Raw genomic sequence first — 17033 nt, forward strand, 5'->3', positions numbered from 1 at the left:
TATGCTTCCTCCTAAAGGGTTATAGGGATCACTTCATGAATCCTGCATCTATTAAGCTATCTCAGCCTCTTCATCCTCTAACCGCACGGATACGAGCTTGGATACGCCGCCTTCCTCCATCGTCACGCCGTAGAGCACATCAGCTTCCTCCATCGTTCCCTTACGGTGGGTCACTACAATGAACTGCGTCTGCTCCGAGAACTCACGCAGGTACTGGGCGAAGCGCACCACGTTGGCTTCATCCAGCGCCGCTTCCACCTCATCCAGCACGCAGAACGGCACCGGCTTGACCTGCAGAATGGCGAACAGCAGAGCCATCGCAGTCAAGGCGCGTTCTCCGCCCGAGAGAAGCTGGAGGTTCTGCAGCTTCTTGCCCGGCGGCTGGGCAACGATATCAATCCCTGTATCGAGCATATGCTCAGGGTCCAGCAGCTGCAAATCTGCCCGGCCGCCGCCGAAGAGCTTCGTGAACACCGTGCCGAACTCGCGGCGAATCGCATCGAAGGTCTGCTTGAAGCGCTTTGACATCTCCTCTTCCATCTCATGGATGACATGATACAGCGTTGTTTTGGCTTCTACCAGATCATCCTTTTGCCCGCTGAGAAAAGTATACCGCTCATGCACCCGCTGATACTCCTCAATCGCGCCCAGGTTAACCTCGCCCAGACCGGAGATGCTGCGCTTCAGACGCTGCACCTCCAGCTGTGCCGCCGGCACATCCTCCGGCACCGGATAACGCTGCTTCGCCAGCTCGTAGCTCAGCTCGTAGTCATCGCTTAGCTTGCGGAGGATATTGTCCAGCTCCACATCCAGCCGGCCAACGGCAACCTCCGTGGAACGGAGCTTGTCTTCGACTGCCCGGAGTGCCTGACGCTGGTCTTTGGTCTCGCCTTCGGCCAGCTCCAGCTTGCGCGAGATCGCCGCGCGGTCGGCACGGGCCAGGTCAAGCCTCGCAGACGTATCTTCCTTGCTCAGGCGCAGACTGTTGACCTCTTCCTTCTGCTTCACAGTCTCCCGTGCATTCTCTTCCAGATCCTGCTCGATGGTCATAAGCAGGCTGCGGCTCTGGCGCAGCTCCTTCTCCTGGGAGCCGGCATCCTGCCTCATCCGGCGCAGCTGCTCCTCCAGCGAGAAGATCTCCTGATCCAGCTTGCCCTCCGTGACCTTCATCCCGGTCAGCTTGCCCTGTAGCTCTTCCTTAGCAGATTCATTCGCCTTGCGGTCCGATTCGGCACTGCGGATCGCTGCATGCGCATCCTCCTCTTCCTTCTCCAGCCGGGCCAGCTCCGCTTCAGCTTGCTTACGGACCTCGTCCAGGCCGCGGACCTCCTGCTCGAAGCCGCTCCGCTCCGCGCCTGCGCCCTCGACCTGCTCCTGCACATGCCGCAGCTCCTGCTCCAGCTGCTTCAGATCGCCGGATACGCGCTGTTCCTCCAGCCGCTTCTCATCCCCGTCATGCCGCAGCTGCTCCAGCTTCTGGGAGCCCTTGTCCTGTTCGGCGCGCAAGCGGCTGATCCCCTGCTTCAGCTTGTCAATCTGCTGCTCGCTTTCTTCAATCTCACCGGAGAGCTGGTCGAGCTGGCGCTTGCGGCTAAGCAGGCTGTTGTTCTTCTTATGCTGGCTGCCGCCCGTCATCGAACCGCCTGCATTGACCACATCGCCTTCCAGCGTAACCACTCTGTAGCGGTATTGGCACTTGGCCGCAATGCGGTTCGCCTGCTCCAGACTCTCGGCGATTACGACATTGCCGAGCAAGCTTCCGATAATACTGCCATACTTCTCTTCATAGCCGACCAGCTCCGAACCGATACCGACGAACCCTTCAGCACCTTGAACCATGCTGCGGTCACTGCCGGTAATCTGCCGGGGCCGGATGACATCCAGCGGGAGGAAGGTCGCCCGCCCGAGCTGACGCTGCTTCAGGAACGCAATCGCCTGCCGGGACACCGCTTCATTCTCCATAACTACATGCTGCAAGGAAGCGCCCATCGCGGTCTCAATCGCCATTTCCAGCTTCTCGGGAACAGAGATCAATTCGGCAACTGCACCGTGTACACCATGTAGCTGTCCTTTACGCGCACCCTTCAGCACCTCTTTGACCCCAAGCATGAAGCCGTCAAAATCATCCTGCATTTCCTTCATCGTCTCATGCCGGGACACCTGGGCTTCGCGCTTCTGCTCCCATTTGCGCAGGCCGCTCTGCGTCTCTTCGAGCAGCTTCTGCCGTTTGCCGGTCTGCTCGCTCTCCGTAATGTACGCGCCGCGCAGCAGGCCGATTTCCTTCCCGAGCCCGGCAATCTTATCCTTCAGCCCGTTCTGTGCAGAGAGCAGCTCCTGCAGCCGGGCTGTCCACTTGCCGCTCTCCTCCTGGCTGCGGCTCATCCGCCGCTCCAGGCTCTCCTTCTGCTGATCCGCATAGCGGATCTCGTTGCGCGCCTGAGCCATCAGGTTCATCAGCTCAAGCAGAGCGCTCTTCAGCTTCTCCTCCTTGCTCTGGCTGATGCCTCCGGCCACCCCCTGCAGCTTCGATTCCTCATCCGCCAGCTGTGCCCGCAGCTCTTCCAGCGCTTGCCTGGTCTGCTTCAGCTTATGCTCCAGCTCGGCCAGCTCACGCTGCCGCCCCTCCGAACGTTCGCCTACAGAACCCAGAGTCTGCATGAGCTGTTCCCGGTTCTGCTCCAGATTCCTGCGGCGCTCCTTCAGCAGCTCTCCATAGCCTTCGCTCTTCTCGTTGGCTTCGCTGCTGCGCAGCAGCTGTTCCTGCAGCTTCTCCACTTCCTGCTCCAGATTACGCAGCTCCGCCCGGCCGCTCTCCAGCTTGGCATCATGGGCAGAGACTACAGTGGACAGCTCCAGCTGCTCCGTCTTAAGCACCTCCAGGCGGGCGTTGCCCTCCTGCCAGGAAGTATGTATGCCTTCAATCTGATGCACATATACCGAAATCTCCAGATGCTTCAGCTGCTCACGCAGCTCTTTGTATCTTATCGCCTTCTCGGACTGGTCCTTGAGCGGTCCCACCTGATCCTCCAGCTCACTGATCAGGTCATGAATCCGCAGCAAATTCTGCTCGGTCTCATCAAGCTTGCGGCCGGCATCCTTTTTGCGTGACTTATATTTAACAATACCTGAAGCCTCTTCAAAGATGCCCCTCCGGTCTTCCGAACGGGTACTAAGAATCTCTTCAATCCGGCCTTGTCCGATAATTGAATAAGCTTCACGGCCGATACCGGTATCCATGAACAGCTCTGTAATATCCTTCAGTCTGCAGGCCTGCTTATTGATCAGATATTCACTGTCGCCGCTGCGGTGGACACGCCGGGTCACGGTCACCTCGCTGAAATCCAGCGGCAGCACATGATCCTCATTATCCAGCGTCAGCGAGACCTCGCCGTAATTGACCGCCTTGCGGGCATCACTTCCGGCAAATATAATATCCTCCATCTTGCCGCCGCGCAGGGATTTGGCACTCTGCTCCCCAAGCACCCAGCGGATGCCGTCGGATATGTTACTTTTGCCGCTTCCGTTCGGGCCGACTACAGCCGTAATTCCGCGTACAAATTCCATCTCCGTTTTGTCGGCAAATGATTTGAAGCCTGCTAATTCAATCCGTTTCAGAAACATAACTCGCCACTCACCTCTGACCCATTATACCATAGTGTTTCCTTGCCAAAACAACCCCACTGATCTTTCGAAAAAGAGCAGCAAAAGTCTGACTTCCGCCGAACCGCCGGCATTCAGACCATTGCTGCTCTACTCCGCATTGCGCAAACTATCCCCACATAGTGGGGCTTTGCTTCGATATGCCTTCAGGCACCGTCTTCCTTCAGAAGCAATAACGCCGCTGCCGCTGCCTGCTGCTCCGCTTCCTTCTTGGAGCGGCCGCTGCCGCTGCCGAGTGAACGGCTGGCCATATATACTTCTGAGACGAACTCGCGCTCATGCGCCGGTCCGCGTTCTTCAATAATCCGATATTCCAGCGTACCCAACCCATGATGCTGTATCAGTTCCTGAAGCTCTGTCTTGAAGTCGCTCATCTGCATTTGCAGCTTACCGTCGGTTTCAACCAGCGGGAATACGTGATTATCCAGGAATCTCCGGGCCGTTTCCAGACCCTGATCGAGATAGAGCGCTCCCACAAAGGCTTCGAACACATCAGCCAGCAGAGCCGGGCGGGTACGCCCGCCCGTAAGCTCTTCCCCTTTTCCCAGCAGTACATACCGCCCGAAGCCCAAGGTCTCGGCGAACCGGACCAGCGACGGCTCACAGACAATCGCAGCACGCAGCTTGGTCAATTCTCCCTCAGGTCTGTCCGGGAGCAGATTGTACAGATATTCGGACACCGTCAGCTCAAGCACCGCATCACCCAGGAACTCCAGGCGCTCGTTGTCCTGATGCTGATTGAACCGGTGTTCGTTCACATAAGATGCATGGGTGAAAGCCTGCTTCAGAAGTACAGGATCGTGAAATTGGATTTGAAGTTGGCTTTGTAACTGCTTCAGGTCTCCTTTCACTGCACTGTCTCCCCTTACTTATTATATTTTTTGAGAATAACGGTTGCGTTATGTCCCCCGAATCCGAAGGAATTCGACATCGCGATATTCAGCTCCGCCTGACGGGGCACATTCGGAACATAGTCCAAATCGCATTCCGGATCAGGGTTGTCCAAATTGATGGTAGGGGCAATTATACCCTTCTGCAAGGACAGCCCGCAGATAATCGCTTCCACACCGCCGGCAGCACCAAGCAAATGGCCTGTCATCGATTTGGTCGAGCTGATCGCAACCTTGTATGCATGCTCTCCAAGCGCCTTCTTCACAGCAGCAGTCTCGGATTTATCGCCTACCGGTGTTGATGTACCATGTGCATTAATGTAGTCGATATCCTCAGGATTAATGCCCGCATCACGAATCGCCATCTTCATGCAGCGTGCTGCACCGTCAGGATCAGGCTCCGTCATGTGGTGGGCATCGGCACTGAGACCGTATCCGATGACTTCGGCATAGATCTTGGCTCCGCGCTTCTCAGCATGTTCCAGGGATTCGAGAATCAGAATTCCCGCCCCCTCGCCCATGACAAAACCGTCACGGTCCACATCAAACGGGCGGCTGGCCTTCTCCGGCTCGTCATTGCGGGTAGACATGGCTCTCATTGCACAAAAGCCTGCCATTCCTGTAGGACGGATGGTCGCTTCCGCACCGCCGCAGATCATCGCATCCGCATCTCCGCGCTGGATCAGACGGAAGGATTCCCCGATGGAGTGGCTGCCGGTCGCACAAGCGGTCACTGTCGTTGTATTCGGTCCCTTGGCCCCGAGGTTAATCGACAGCTGGCCGGAGCCCATGTTGGCAATCATCATTGGAATGAAGAACGGGCTAACCCGCTTCGGACCCTTTTCGAGCAGCAGGTTGTGGTTATCTTCCCATGTGCCAAGGCCGCCGATTCCAGAGCCGACAGATACGCCGATCCGCTCTGCATCGATATCTTCACCGATCGTAAGTCCGCTGTCCTTCAGCGCATCTTCACCGGCAGCAACCGCGAATTGTACGAACCGGTCCATCTTACGGGCTTCCTTGCGGCCGAAGCGTGCTTCCGCATCGAAATCCTTGACCGAGGAAGCGATTCGTGTTGGATATTCGCTAACATCAAAAGCTTCAACCAGGGATACTCCGGACTTGCCGCTCATGAGGCTATCCCAGAACGTCTCAAGATCCTTACCCAGCGAAGTCATTACACCCATGCCAGTTACAACTACTCTATGATTCAAACATAATCACCCCGTCTATAGGCTGTGTACCTCTACAATTTGTAAACGCAAACATGCCAGATGTCTATATAAACTGCAGTCGCCGCAAGATTAATTAATCTGCGGTTCTGTTATTATCTTCATCAAGATGCTCATGCACCACTTCGCGGACGCTTGGCTTAAAGAACCGTAAAATGAGGAGAAGTCCCGCCCTGGCAGGAACGGGACCCTCAATCATATGACTCTAGGTATGAGATTGTATGTACTTCACAACTTCACCCACGGTCGTAATTCTCTCTGCATCTTCATCAGAGATTTCCATGTCGAATTCATCTTCCAATTCCATTACCAATTCTACTACATCAAGAGAATCAGCACCTAAATCATCTTTGAAAGACGCTTCTAATGTTACCTCTGCTTCATCGGCACCTAAGCGGTCGATGACAATGCGTGTTACACGCTCTAATACATCGGACATCCGGTTCACCTCCTCTTTTGGTATTATACGAGATATGAAGTCAAAATACCATAGAGCATAAAAAACGCTGCCCTGGCCGCCTCTGTCCATCTTCCCCCGTAATGATCTGAAGCCCTGCGAAGCCTTACATGTACATTCCGCCATCCACATGAAGCGTCTGGCCTGTCATGTAGGCTGCCCCTTCCGAAGCCAGGAATACCGCCGCATTCGCAATGTCCTCCGCCCGCCCAAGCTCTCCCAAGGGAATCCCCTTGATCAGCTCGCTGCGAACCTCATCGGACAACTCGCGGGTCATGTCGGTATCAATGAAGCCGGGAGCGATGCAGTTCACGGTGATTCCACGTGAAGACAGCTCGCGGGCCGCAGACTTCGTCATGCCGATTACACCTGCCTTAGCAGCGGTATAGTTCACCTGCCCCGGGTTCCCCGTCACACCCACGACCGAGGAAATATTGATGATCCGGCCATAACGCTGTTTCATCATCGGGCGGGTTACTGCCTTCAGGCAGTTGAAGACGCCCTTCAGATTCGTCTCGATGACCTGATCGAATTCTTCCTCTTTCATACGCATGATCAGATTATCCCGGGTAATGCCCGCATTGTTCACCAGGATATCGATTTTTCTCCAGGTCTGGATAACCTCCTTGACCAGGTTCTCGGCGTCACTGCTGCTGCCGACATTCCCCTGCAGGGCGATTCCTTCCGAGCCAAGCTCGTGAATACGGGCCACGGTCTCTTCAGCCGCCTGAAGACTGCCGGAATAGTTCACCGCGACCTTCACGCCATGAGCAGCGAGTGCCAAGGCTATGCTGCGGCCGATCCCCCGGGACCCTCCGGTTACAAGGGCGGTCTGACCTTTTAGTGCTGCAAACATGCTATGTTGTCCCCCTTCGATAATCATGCGGCTAGTCTCAAGCTGCTTACCAGCCAGCCTGTACGCTCTCCAGACTGTTGATATTCACAACCTTGACATTCCTGTCAATCTTGCGGATCAGGCCAGCCAGCACACTGCCGGAGCCGATCTCTACAAAAGTATCTACCCCTGCGCCAATAAGCCATTCCACGCTATCCTGCCAGAGTACCGGAGAATACACCTGTTCTACCAGCAGCTTGCGGATTTCTTCCGGGTCTGTCACCGGAGCAGCAGTCACATTGACCACTACCGGCATAGCGGGAGCATTGAAGGTTACCTTGTCGAGCTCAGCAGCCAGCCGCTCAGCCGCACCCTTCATTAATGAGGAGTGGAACGGCCCGCTAACCTCCAGCGGAATCGCCCGTTTGCCCCCGGCTTCCTTCACACGCTGGATCACCTCACCGACACCGGCCACGGAACCGGAGACCACAATCTGCCCCGGACAATTGACATTCGCCAGTTCAACGGGAGTACCCGCCGCTGTAATACTTCGGCATAATTCCGTAAGCCCTTCACGGTCTGCTCCAAGCACAGCTGCCATAGCCCCCTGTCCTCCGGGAACGGCTTCTTCCATGAATTGTCCGCGCAGGCGGACCAGCCTTACAGCATCTTCATAGGACAGCACGCCGGCTGCCACAAGAGCGCTATATTCACCAAGACTGTGGCCTGCCACATAATCCGGCGTAACCTTAAGGCCGCTTAGCGCTTCCAGATAAGCCACACTGGCCGTAACCAGTGCCGGCTGCGTGTTCACCGTCTGCTTAAGCTCGCTGTCCGGCCCTTCAAATACAAGCCCGCTCAGCGGAAATCCAAGCACCTCGTCACCCTTTTCAAAGACCGCACGGCTCTGAGGTAATGCTTCATATACATCCTTACCCATACCGACTGCATGTGCACCCTGACCGGGAAAGACAAATGCGATTTTGCTCATGAGGTATAAAGCTCCTTCCCTTTAACTGCAGCCAACCCGGATATTCTCCGGATCGAGCTGCTGCGCGTTGCTATTATTAATGCCCCGATTCTTACCAGATCAGCACAGAAGCGCCCCAGGTAAGTCCGCCGCCGAAGCCGACCATAAGCACAGCATCGCCGGCCTTCATCCGGCCTTCCTCGGCTGCTTCTACAAGAGCCAGCGGAATGGAGGCTGCGGAGGTATTTGCGTATTTATCAACGTTGACTACAACCTTCTCCGGAGGCAGATCCAAACGCTGCATAGCAGATTGAATAATCCGGATGTTGGCCTGATGCGGCACGAACAAGTCGATATTCTCCTTAGACAATCCCGCCTTGGTAAGCACACGCTCCGTAGCCGATCCCATAACGCGTACTGCGAACTTGAAAACCTCGCGGCCATTCATATAGATGAAGTGCTTCTTGTCTTCTACGGTCTGCTGGGAAGCCGGGAGACGCGAGCCGCCGGCTTCAAGATTAAGCAGGCTGCCGCCAGAGCCTTCCGCCCCAAGATCGAAGGACTGGAAGCCGCGTCCTTCCGGAACCTCGCCGACGATTACCGCACCTGCGCCGTCACCGAACAGCACACAGGTGTTGCGGTCAGTATAGTCTGTAATACGCGACAGCGTATCTGCGCCAATCACCAGCGCATTGTTATACATTCCATTCTGGATAAAGCCCGTAGCAGTAGCCAGACTGTAGACGAACCCCGAGCAGGCTGCCGACAAGTCAAAGGCGGCTGCGTTCTTGGCCCCCAGCTTGTCCTGAAGAATGCAGGCTGTGGACGGGAAAGCACTGTCCGGTGTAACTGTAGCGACAATGATCAGATCCAACTCCTCGGCCTTCATGCCTGCGGATTCCAGTGCCTTCAGGGCCGCTTCATAGGCCAGATCAGAGGTAGCCTGTTCCGGGGCCGCAATATGCCGTTCCCGGATTCCTGTGCGGCTGACAATCCATTCATCATTCGTTTCAACAATCTTCTCCAAATCGCTGTTGGTTAATATTCTCTCAGGTACATATTTACCAGTCCCAATAATTCCTACCGGACGTAATTGTCTCATGTCTTCACTCACTTCCCGCTAATTTCCTTCGATATACTAGGCACCAGCTCAGCCTTCAGGGCAATCCGTGCCTGTCTTACCGCATTCTTTACCGCATTGCCGTCGGACGAACCATGCCCCTTGACTACCAGGCCGCTAAGACCGAGCAGCGGCGCTCCGCCGTGTTCTTTATAATCCATCTTGCCCTTCAGACTTCTAAGCTCCGGCATCAGAATCGCAGCACCCAGCTTCGTCTTCAGCGATTTGCTGAACTGCTCCTTCAGCAGGGAGAACATCGCACCGGCCGTTCCTTCCAGCGTCTTCAGAAGTATATTACCGGCGAAGCCGTCACAGACCAGCACATCGCAGCTTCCTGTGAGCACATCCCGCGCTTCCACATTGCCGACAAAATGAATGCCCGGCAGCGCCTCCAGGAGCGGATAGGCTTCCTTAGTCAATTCGTTTCCCTTGCCCGGCTCAGTCCCGACGTTGAGCAGGCCTACCCGGGGCTTCGCAATGCCATGCACTTTGTTGCGGTAGATGCTGCCGATCTGGGCATACTGTGCCAGATGCTGCGGCTTGGCATCCATATTCGCGCCAAGATCCAGGGCCAGCACACCGACATCATCCAGCGTCGGAATCATCGGAGCCAGCGCCGGCCGTTCAATCCCTTCCATTCTCCCGACTACCAGAAGTCCTGTAGTCATCAGCGCTCCGGTATTCCCGGAGGAGATCATGGCATCGGCCTCACCCTCGCGGACCATCCGTCCGGCTACGACCATGGATGAGTCTTTTTTACGGCGGACTGCCTTCACCGGCTCTTCATCCGAACCGATCACATCCCCCGCATGACGTACCGTAACATTGGAAGGCTTGCTCTTCAGCAGCGGTTCAAGCCGCGCTACATCACCGACCAGTACGATTTCTATGTCACTCCACTCCGCTGCCGCTGCCAGCGCGCCTTCCACATTACATTCAGGAGCATTGTCCCCGCCCATGGCATCAATGGCGATCCGCACTCCGGTTTCCCCCTTCGCTGTACTCTTCAGTTGCTGAACGATACACTATAAAATGGCCCTGAAATACCAGCTCTTCTCCGACATATGTAAATACATCCACTTCAGCCTTGCCGTTCCGGCCCGCAAGTGAGCGCACCTGCGCTTTGGCGATGCATTTCTCGCCCAGCCGGACCATGCGCACAAACCGGAGGTCGGCTGAAGCCGTTAAGGCAATCTCATCATTAATTATGGCTACTGCCAGCGAATTCGCCTGGCCGAATACGTAATGGCCCCGGGCAATCCCGTTACGGGAGAACACATGCTCATCGCGGATCTCGAAGATCGATATCCCGCTCTTGTCCAGCTGCAGATCCACAATATCACCGACCACTTCATCGGCCGGCAGGGATCGCACCTGATCATAGGAATGCTCCGCCATCTGCTTCATCCGCTCGCGCAGCTCCGGAATCCCCAGCTCCAGCCGGTCCAGCCGGATCGTCTGGATACTCACCTTCAGCTGGCGGGTTAATTCCCGGTCAGTTACAAACGGGTTCCCTTCAATTATTGCCAGCAGCTGCTGCTGACGTTCCTTCTTGGACATCCGCTCGATAGCGGCTCACCTCCCGGTACAGGCCTGATGTGCAGCTCACCGGCCCGCAAGAGTGGCCGCTGTAGTTATGATTCTCTGTTATCCCTTACCATTTAGAACCAGGTACTAATATGTAGTATAAAGCATGCCGCCGCAAAAATAAAGCTTTGGCTTGAAAAGCGCCTGAAAACCCGCGCAGTGCAAGGCATACAAGCTCCGCCCCAGCTTCCTTTTCTCCATAAAAATAGCACTTCACCGGCAGATGAAGTGCTACTCTTATGTGCAAACTATTGTTTGATGATTTCTCTTGCTTTGTATGTTCCGCAAACTTTACATACGTGGTGAGCAAGCTTCAGCTCTCCGCATTGTTCGCATTTCACCATACCTGGAACAACCAGTTTAAAGTGAGTACGACGCTTGTCACGGCGAGTCTTGGACGTTCTGCGTTGTGGTACTGCCATTGTTAGACACCTCCTGATTTGGTTGTAACCCAATTCCTTGGGATTTGTTCTTAGTCATCTTGCTTGGTAAAGAATCCTTTCAACGCAGCGAGTCTTGGATCGATCACTGTGTTGTCGCAACTGCAGGTGCCTTCGTTCAAGTTCTGTCCGCATTTCTGACAAAGACCAAGACAGTCTGCCTTGCACAATACCGAATCCGGTAAGTGCAGTACGAAATTTTCTTCCACATACGGGATAAGATCCACAATCTCATCTGTGATGTAAATGAGTTCCTCATCTTCATCTTCCGGAAGAATTGGCTGTTTAAGCCACTTGAAGGTCTCAGCGAAAGGAATGTTCAGCTTACTCTTGACCTCACCGAGACAACGTGAACATAACATGTCCACTTCTCCGTTCAGTGTTCCCACCACGTTCACACTATCGGTTCCCGCGGGCAGCGCTTTAAGGTCTACTGAGAGTGGTGCAACAGCAAGTATATCCTTGCGCCCTGTGACAACCCCGCTGACATCCACAACTTCGTGGAGGACCAGAGGCTCGTCGGCATTCGCTAATTTGCGAAAGTGAATGTTCATCGTTATCACTCCAAACAAACAAAATTTATTATACCTATTATTCCCTGACTTTGTCAACCACTTTCCCTTTATATTGTTTCAGGGGGCGTGACAATTTATGATATACAATATAGATTCCAGAATGGGGCGTGAAGCAACTGTGGCAACTGTAGGTATTATAGCCGAATATAACCCTTTACATAACGGGCATGTCCATCATTTCACCGAGGCCAAAAGAATCTCGGGAGCGGACCGCTCCATTGTCATTATGAGCGGACCGTTCACCCAGCGCGGCGAGCCGGCGGCGGTCAGCAAGCGCGCCCGCACTGAGATGGCGCTGCATATGGGCGCTGATCTGGTTATTGAGCTGCCGGTGGCGTACGCCGTCCAGCCGGCGGAATGGTTCGCCTTCGGAGCGGTATCCCTGCTGGAGGCGACCGGCGCCGTCGACAGCCTGTGCTTCGGCTCCGAAGCAGGCTCTTTGGGCGTGCTGCTGCCGCTGGCCGGCTTCCTGGCCGAAGAGAGCAGTGCGCTTAAGGAGGAGATCCGCGCGCGCCTCTCTGAGGGCGCGGGATTCCCCGCCGCCTACAGCACGGCGGCTGCGGCGGCCTGGAAGGCCTCTTTCATGGGAGAGGAGAAACCGGAAGATGCTGAAGATATATTACGGCAGCCCAACAACACCCTCGGCCTGCACTACCTGATCGCGCTGCGGCGGCTGGGCAGCGCGATCAAGCCCTTGACCGTGCCGCGTACCGGCGCGGGCTTCCACGACCCGCTGGAGGGCGGGTCGGCCATTGCCAGTGCAACAGCCATCCGCAGGCTGCTGCAGGAGGGCGGATCACCGGCGGCTTACATGCCGGAGTACGCACTCTCCATCCTGGAGCGGGAGCGTGCCGCAGGCCGGGGCCCAGTGCGGCTGGAAGACTTCGCGGGTCCGCTGCGCCATGTGCTCTCTACTCGTTCCGCTGCGGAGCTGCACATGCTGCAGGATATGAACGAAGGCCTGGAGAACCGGCTGCTCCGCAGCCTGCCCCAGCTGGACAAGTTCACAACCCACGGCCTGCTGCAGGAGCTTAAGAGCAGAAGATATACGCTCACCAGGCTCCAGCGTCTGCTGCTCCACACCCTGCTGAACCACAGCAAAGCAGAGATGTCCCCCTCCGTTCTCTCTCAGGGGCCCGGCTACATAAGGGTTCTCGGCTTCCGCGAGAGCGGCCGGGAGCTGCTGAAGCAGATGAAGCAGACTGCGGCGCTTCCGGTGATTACAAGCCCGGCCCGCTATACCCATCCCATGCTGGAGCGGGACCTCCAGGCGGCGGCTGTGTTCGCCGGGGCTTATGCCGACCCGCTGCGCAGCGATCTGTACAGTGATTATCTCGAGCCGCCGGTCAGGATTTGATGACCGGCAGCTCCTCCATATATTTCAGAGCATCGGATAGCGTTGAGACAGGAATCAGCTTCATGTCCGTGCCGATTTGCTCCGCCTTTGCCTTGGCCTCATCATAGTTTTTGAGCGGAACGAAGAAGATCTCTGCGCCCTTACGGTCAGCCGCTACAATCTTATGCTTCACACCGCCGATCGGCCCCACGTTCCCCTCCGCATCTATCGTACCCGTACCAGCCACCTTCCGGCCCTTGGTGAGGTCTCCCGGCGTAAGCCGGTTGTAGATTTCCATAGTGAACATCAGTCCGGCAGAGGGTCCGCCTACATTAGTATCCACGAAACTGACGGCTTTCCCATTCTCCTTAGGCTCCACCTTTTGAACCGCACCAATTACAACTCCGAAGCCCGGCCGTGCAGCTGCAGCTTCTTTATCCTTGACCCCCACCAGCTTGACCTGCTCCTTGATTTCTTTGCCGTCACGCTGGAGCGATACCTCCACGCTATCCCCGATTTGATGAACCGACAGCAATTTGGACAGCGCGGCCGGATCGGCAGCTTTTTGCCCGCCTACACTGATGATTTTGTCACCCGGCTGGAACCGGTCCTGATTGGCAGCCTCAGGGACAGAGAACACATACAGATAATCCACGACATCCTCATAGGGTACGCCCGCTGCATGATAGGCTGCCTGCACGGCATAGGACTGTGAACTATTCATATAGAATACCTGCTCCGCCGCATATTCCTGCTCCGTCTTATCCTGCAGGCGGGTTTCCTTCAGGACCACCTCGGCATTGGAATTGAACACGGAAGCGATTAGAAGTGCCACATTCGCATAGCTTGCCGAGACTGTGGTCATCATGAAGGTTCCCTGCTCCTGCGGATCGGCATTCTCAACCTTGATCATCGGTGCCACCTCGGAGGCGCTTCCCGGCTGATATACAATGTAAGGCGTGTTCATAAAGACGACAACATAGAGAATGACCACGAATGAAAATAAATAGGCTGAAGCGCGGATGCCTACCCGGCGTTTATACTGCCTCAAGTCTCTTCCCCTTCTTTCCTGCGGATGATGCCCCGGCACTTAGAATGTCGTACCTCAGCCTGGAGCTTCACTCCGGCTGTGGCATGATGGTTGTCTCCCCTGCATAAATTGGTAACAAGATCTGCCCATGTCCTAAGCTATGAAGAGGGGATAACTCTAATGATAAACTTTAGATCCAAACGCTTCCTGTCGGGTTCAGCTCCATTTATACCCGGGGTTGCAGCCATTCTGCTCGCTGTAGCGATTATTATAGCACCTGAAGCCTCGCTCAAGGCTTCACTTACGGGCCTTAAGCTCTGGTGGACCCTGGTTTTTCCTGCGCTGCTGCCTTTCCTGATCCTCTCAGAGATGCTCAGCGCATCCGGCTTCGTGCATGGTATCGGCGTTCTGCTTGAACCGCTGATGAAGCGGTGCTTCCGGCTTCCCGGGGCGGGCGGCTGGACGCTGGTACTTGGCCTAACCGCCGGCTTCCCTGCAGGAGCCGGCGGAGTGATGCAGTTGCACAAGCAAGGGGACATTACGGACATGGAAGCCGGAAGACTGGCGGCTATCGTACATTATGCCAGTCCAGTCACCCTGCTTATTGTAGTAGGAACAGCCTTCCTTCACAGTCCAGCCGCCGGATATGCCCTGCTTGCCATTCACTGGCTGTCTGGGGTAGCCGCAGGTATTCTATCCGCCTGCTTCAATGACTCCCGTAAGATAACCTCACCTATTTCGCAAGAAAGTGATCCCAGCCATACCGGAAGCCGCTCCAGCGCCAAAAAAGCATCCTTACCCGGGCGTATCCATCAGGCAGCCGCGGATGCCCGTTCAAGGGACGGACGGGGCTTCGGTAAGGTGCTTGGTGAATCCGTATCCTCCGCTGTACAGAGCCTAATGATTGTAGGCGGCTATATGATCATGTTCGCGGTTGTCATAAGTATTGTTAACCGGTTGTTCCCTCAGCTGCCAGCTATGGTTGCAGCAAGCATGCTTGAGATTCATCTCGGAGCCCGGGCAATGACTTCAGCCACAGCAGGTCCCGAAGGCTCCGTCATAGGCGGTCTTCTTGGCCCGGCACTGCTGTCCGCCGGACTGGCCTGGAGCGGCATCTGCGCCCAGCTTCAGGCACTGGCTTTGCTGAAGGCAGCGAATGTCCGCTTCCTCCCGTTCACCGCAGTCAGGCTGCTGCATGGACTATTTGCCTTTGCGTTCACAATCCTGCTGTGGACTCCGCTGCTCCATATTCAGTCTGCGGTGCTGCCGGTTCTTGCCGGTTCTCCCCCAGCTGCTCTGCCGCAAGCGGCCCTTTCGCTGAACATATGGACTCTGACCCCGCAGATCCTGATACTTCAGACCCTGGTTGTTACGCTGCTGCTGTCGCTGTCTGCTGCCGTGAAGCTGTTTACTTCAAACCGCCGTCCATCCGGCTGAACTTCAGCTTCATGGCCTGCTCCACCTCAGGCGTTACAAAATCCGAGACCTTCCCGCCGAAGTGGGCAATCTCCTTGACCACACTGGAGCTAAGATAGGAGTATCTCGGATTGGTCATCATAAATATAGTTTCCGCTTCAGGGTCAAGGTTATGATTAATGGAAGCATTCTGCAGCTCATATTCAAAATCGGTAACGGTCCGGATTCCCCGGACAATAACCTGCGCATCCTTTTGCCTCACATAGTTAACCAGGAGATCACGGAAGCTGTCCACTTCAACATTCGGTATATCGGCTGTCGCCTGGCGCAGAAGCTCTGTGCGTTCCTCGACCGTGAACAACGGATTCTTGCTGAGGTTGTTCAGCACCGTCACAATCAGCCTGTCGAACTGTTTGGCGGCCCGGTGAATAATATCCATATGTCCCAGCGTAACCGGATCGAAGGTTCCCGGATAGATGGCGACACGTTCTTTTCTAATTTGCAGACTCATCATTAACCTCCTTGCCGCGTACGGCAGCCTCTGGAACAGCAGCTTCATACCGGTAGATAGAGATCGTAATCTCTCCATAGACGGATTGCTTCGTTCTCACGAACCCGGGTATATCCTCCGGATAGGCATATCCCGACTCATGCTCCAGCACAATCACTGCATCAGGGTTCAGCAGCAGCTTGTCCGCCAGTGTAACCATCAGCTCGTCTCCATGCTTCATACGGTAAGGCGGGTCCAGAAAAACAAGATCAAAGGCTCTCCCACGCTTCTGAAGTGCCGCAAGGGCTCTTCCCGCATCATTGCGGTAGACCTCAGCCTGCACCTCCAGCCGGGCCGCCTTCAGATTTGCGCGCACCGTGTCAATCGCCTTCTGCTCCATGTCCACAAATACTGCAGCTTCCATCCCTCTGCTCAGGGCTTCGATCCCCAGGCCTCCGGTACCGGCATACAAATCAAGCACTGTTCCCCCTTCAAAATAAGGCCCGATCATACTGAATAACGCTTCCTTCACTTTATCGGTAGTAGGCCGTGTGCCATTGCCTGGAACACTTTTAAGCGGCCTGCCTTTTGCACTTCCCGATATGACTCTCACCGATCATCCACCTGCTTTTTAGCTTTATGTCTCTACATTACTATGCCATTACAGGGCATAAGTCCAAGCCTATAGTACCACAATTATTCCATGAAATAAAAAGATTGTCCGACTTTGTCACAATGAGGAGCAGAAGAATATTCGCAAGCAAATGTATAAAACTCCCGTAACCGGGTCATCCTGTAACTATCGACATCACAAAATGTCGTAGACAACCGCGGAGCAGGCTTACGTTTCCCCATAAGCTCTTCGTCCGGTTTCTCCTCTCCCATGAAAGAGGCTCCCGAAAGGGAGCCTCGATTTTTGTTTTACGCAAGTGGAAACGGCTTTGCTGTCCTTTTAAGGACGGTACCGTTTCAGCGAAAAATAGAAGGATAATTTA

At 55.2% G+C, this 17033-nt stretch carries 16 protein-coding genes; 2 read left to right on the forward strand and 14 right to left on the reverse strand.

Features of this window, described 5'->3' with window-relative positions; all coding sequences use genetic code 11:
• Positions 1–51: 51 nt before the first annotated feature.
• From smc to NST04_RS21730, 11 genes are all read right to left on the reverse strand, one after another.
• A complete protein-coding gene (smc, locus tag NST04_RS21680) occupies positions 52–3621 on the reverse strand; it encodes a chromosome segregation protein SMC (protein ID WP_341186105.1) in 3570 nt (1189 codons plus the stop codon).
• Between the two features lie 185 nt (positions 3622–3806).
• Entirely contained in the window at positions 3807–4511 is a 705-nt protein-coding gene (gene rnc, locus NST04_RS21685) for a ribonuclease III (protein ID WP_036694163.1), read from the reverse strand.
• A gap of 14 nt (positions 4512–4525) precedes the next feature.
• Positions 4526–5764, reverse strand: a complete 1239-nt coding sequence (fabF, locus tag NST04_RS21690) for a beta-ketoacyl-ACP synthase II (protein WP_341186106.1) — start codon at positions 5762–5764, stop codon at positions 4526–4528.
• A gap of 223 nt (positions 5765–5987) precedes the next feature.
• On the reverse strand, positions 5988–6221 hold the full coding sequence (acpP, locus tag NST04_RS21695) for an acyl carrier protein (RefSeq protein WP_036694165.1): 234 nt from the start codon (positions 6219–6221) through the stop codon (positions 5988–5990).
• 124 nt (positions 6222–6345) lie between these two features.
• Entirely contained in the window at positions 6346–7095 is a 750-nt protein-coding gene (fabG, locus tag NST04_RS21700) for a 3-oxoacyl-[acyl-carrier-protein] reductase (protein WP_341186107.1), read from the reverse strand.
• Positions 7096–7141: 46 nt separating this feature from the next.
• Positions 7142–8065, reverse strand: coding sequence for an ACP S-malonyltransferase (gene fabD / locus NST04_RS21705; protein WP_341186108.1), 924 nt, complete (start codon positions 8063–8065; stop codon positions 7142–7144).
• A gap of 91 nt (positions 8066–8156) precedes the next feature.
• Entirely contained in the window at positions 8157–9146 is a 990-nt protein-coding gene (locus NST04_RS21710; protein WP_155991613.1) for a beta-ketoacyl-ACP synthase III, read from the reverse strand.
• An 8-nt stretch (positions 9147–9154) separates the two neighbouring features.
• On the reverse strand, positions 9155–10144 hold the full coding sequence (gene plsX / locus NST04_RS21715) for a phosphate acyltransferase PlsX (protein WP_341186109.1): 990 nt from the start codon (positions 10142–10144) through the stop codon (positions 9155–9157).
• Entirely contained in the window at positions 10128–10724 is a 597-nt protein-coding gene (fapR, locus tag NST04_RS21720) for a transcription factor FapR (protein WP_341021524.1), read from the reverse strand. Before fapR ends, plsX begins: the two co-directional genes overlap by 17 nt.
• 275 nt (positions 10725–10999) lie before the next feature.
• The gene (gene rpmF / locus NST04_RS21725) at positions 11000–11173 is read right to left on the reverse strand and encodes a 50S ribosomal protein L32 (protein ID WP_019911234.1); all 174 of its coding nucleotides are present in this window, start codon (positions 11171–11173) and stop codon (positions 11000–11002) included.
• A 50-nt stretch (positions 11174–11223) separates the two neighbouring features.
• Positions 11224–11745, reverse strand: coding sequence for a YceD family protein (locus tag NST04_RS21730; protein WP_341186110.1), 522 nt, complete (start codon positions 11743–11745; stop codon positions 11224–11226).
• A 139-nt stretch (positions 11746–11884) separates the two neighbouring features.
• Between NST04_RS21730 and NST04_RS21735 the strand changes: the two genes are divergently transcribed.
• Entirely contained in the window at positions 11885–13123 is a 1239-nt protein-coding gene (locus NST04_RS21735; protein WP_341186817.1) for a nucleotidyltransferase, read from the forward strand.
• Here NST04_RS21735 and NST04_RS21740 read toward each other — a convergent pair.
• A complete protein-coding gene (locus tag NST04_RS21740) occupies positions 13113–14153 on the reverse strand; it encodes a SepM family pheromone-processing serine protease (protein ID WP_341186111.1) in 1041 nt (346 codons plus the stop codon). The genes NST04_RS21735 and NST04_RS21740 overlap by 11 nt on opposite strands.
• Positions 14154–14312: 159 nt before the next feature.
• Between NST04_RS21740 and NST04_RS21745 the strand changes: the two genes are divergently transcribed.
• A complete protein-coding gene (locus NST04_RS21745) occupies positions 14313–15569 on the forward strand; it encodes a nucleoside recognition domain-containing protein (protein WP_341186112.1) in 1257 nt (418 codons plus the stop codon).
• On the opposite strand, the gene coaD is transcribed toward NST04_RS21745, so the two are convergent.
• Entirely contained in the window at positions 15541–16059 is a 519-nt protein-coding gene (gene coaD, locus NST04_RS21750; protein ID WP_341186113.1) for a pantetheine-phosphate adenylyltransferase, read from the reverse strand. The two genes, NST04_RS21745 and coaD, sit on opposite strands and share 29 nt — an antisense overlap.
• Complete coding sequence (rsmD, locus tag NST04_RS21755) at positions 16043–16651, reverse strand: 16S rRNA (guanine(966)-N(2))-methyltransferase RsmD (protein WP_341186114.1); 609 nt, start codon at positions 16649–16651, stop codon at positions 16043–16045. The genes coaD and rsmD overlap by 17 nt, the downstream gene beginning before the upstream one ends.
• Positions 16652–17033 lie beyond the last annotated feature (382 nt).

It is taken from the genome of Paenibacillus sp. FSL H7-0756 (assembly GCF_038006765.1).
In the GTDB taxonomy this organism is placed as follows: domain Bacteria; phylum Bacillota; class Bacilli; order Paenibacillales; family Paenibacillaceae; genus Paenibacillus_AQ.

Bases quoted from the DNA above. Each gene is read 5' to 3' on its own strand.
- NST04_RS21710 (WP_155991613.1), bottom strand. From the start codon at position 9,146: ATGAGACAATTACGTCCGGTAGGAATTATTGGGACTGGTAAATATGTA.
- fabG (WP_341186107.1), bottom strand. From the start codon at position 7,095: ATGTTTGCAGCACTAAAAGGTCAGACCGCCCTTGTAACCGGAGGGTCC.
- NST04_RS21745 (WP_341186112.1), top strand. From the start codon at position 14,313: ATGATAAACTTTAGATCCAAACGCTTCCTGTCGGGTTCAGCTCCATTT.
- rpmF (WP_019911234.1), bottom strand. From the start codon at position 11,173: ATGGCAGTACCACAACGCAGAACGTCCAAGACTCGCCGTGACAAGCGT.
- smc (WP_341186105.1), bottom strand. From the start codon at position 3,621: ATGTTTCTGAAACGGATTGAATTAGCAGGCTTCAAATCATTTGCCGAC.
- coaD (WP_341186113.1), bottom strand. From the start codon at position 16,059: ATGAGTCTGCAAATTAGAAAAGAACGTGTCGCCATCTATCCGGGAACC.
- fapR (WP_341021524.1), bottom strand. From the start codon at position 10,724: ATGTCCAAGAAGGAACGTCAGCAGCAGCTGCTGGCAATAATTGAAGGG.
- NST04_RS21730 (WP_341186110.1), bottom strand. From the start codon at position 11,745: ATGAACATTCACTTTCGCAAATTAGCGAATGCCGACGAGCCTCTGGTC.
- fabD (WP_341186108.1), bottom strand. From the start codon at position 8,065: ATGAGCAAAATCGCATTTGTCTTTCCCGGTCAGGGTGCACATGCAGTC.
- acpP (WP_036694165.1), bottom strand. From the start codon at position 6,221: ATGTCCGATGTATTAGAGCGTGTAACACGCATTGTCATCGACCGCTTA.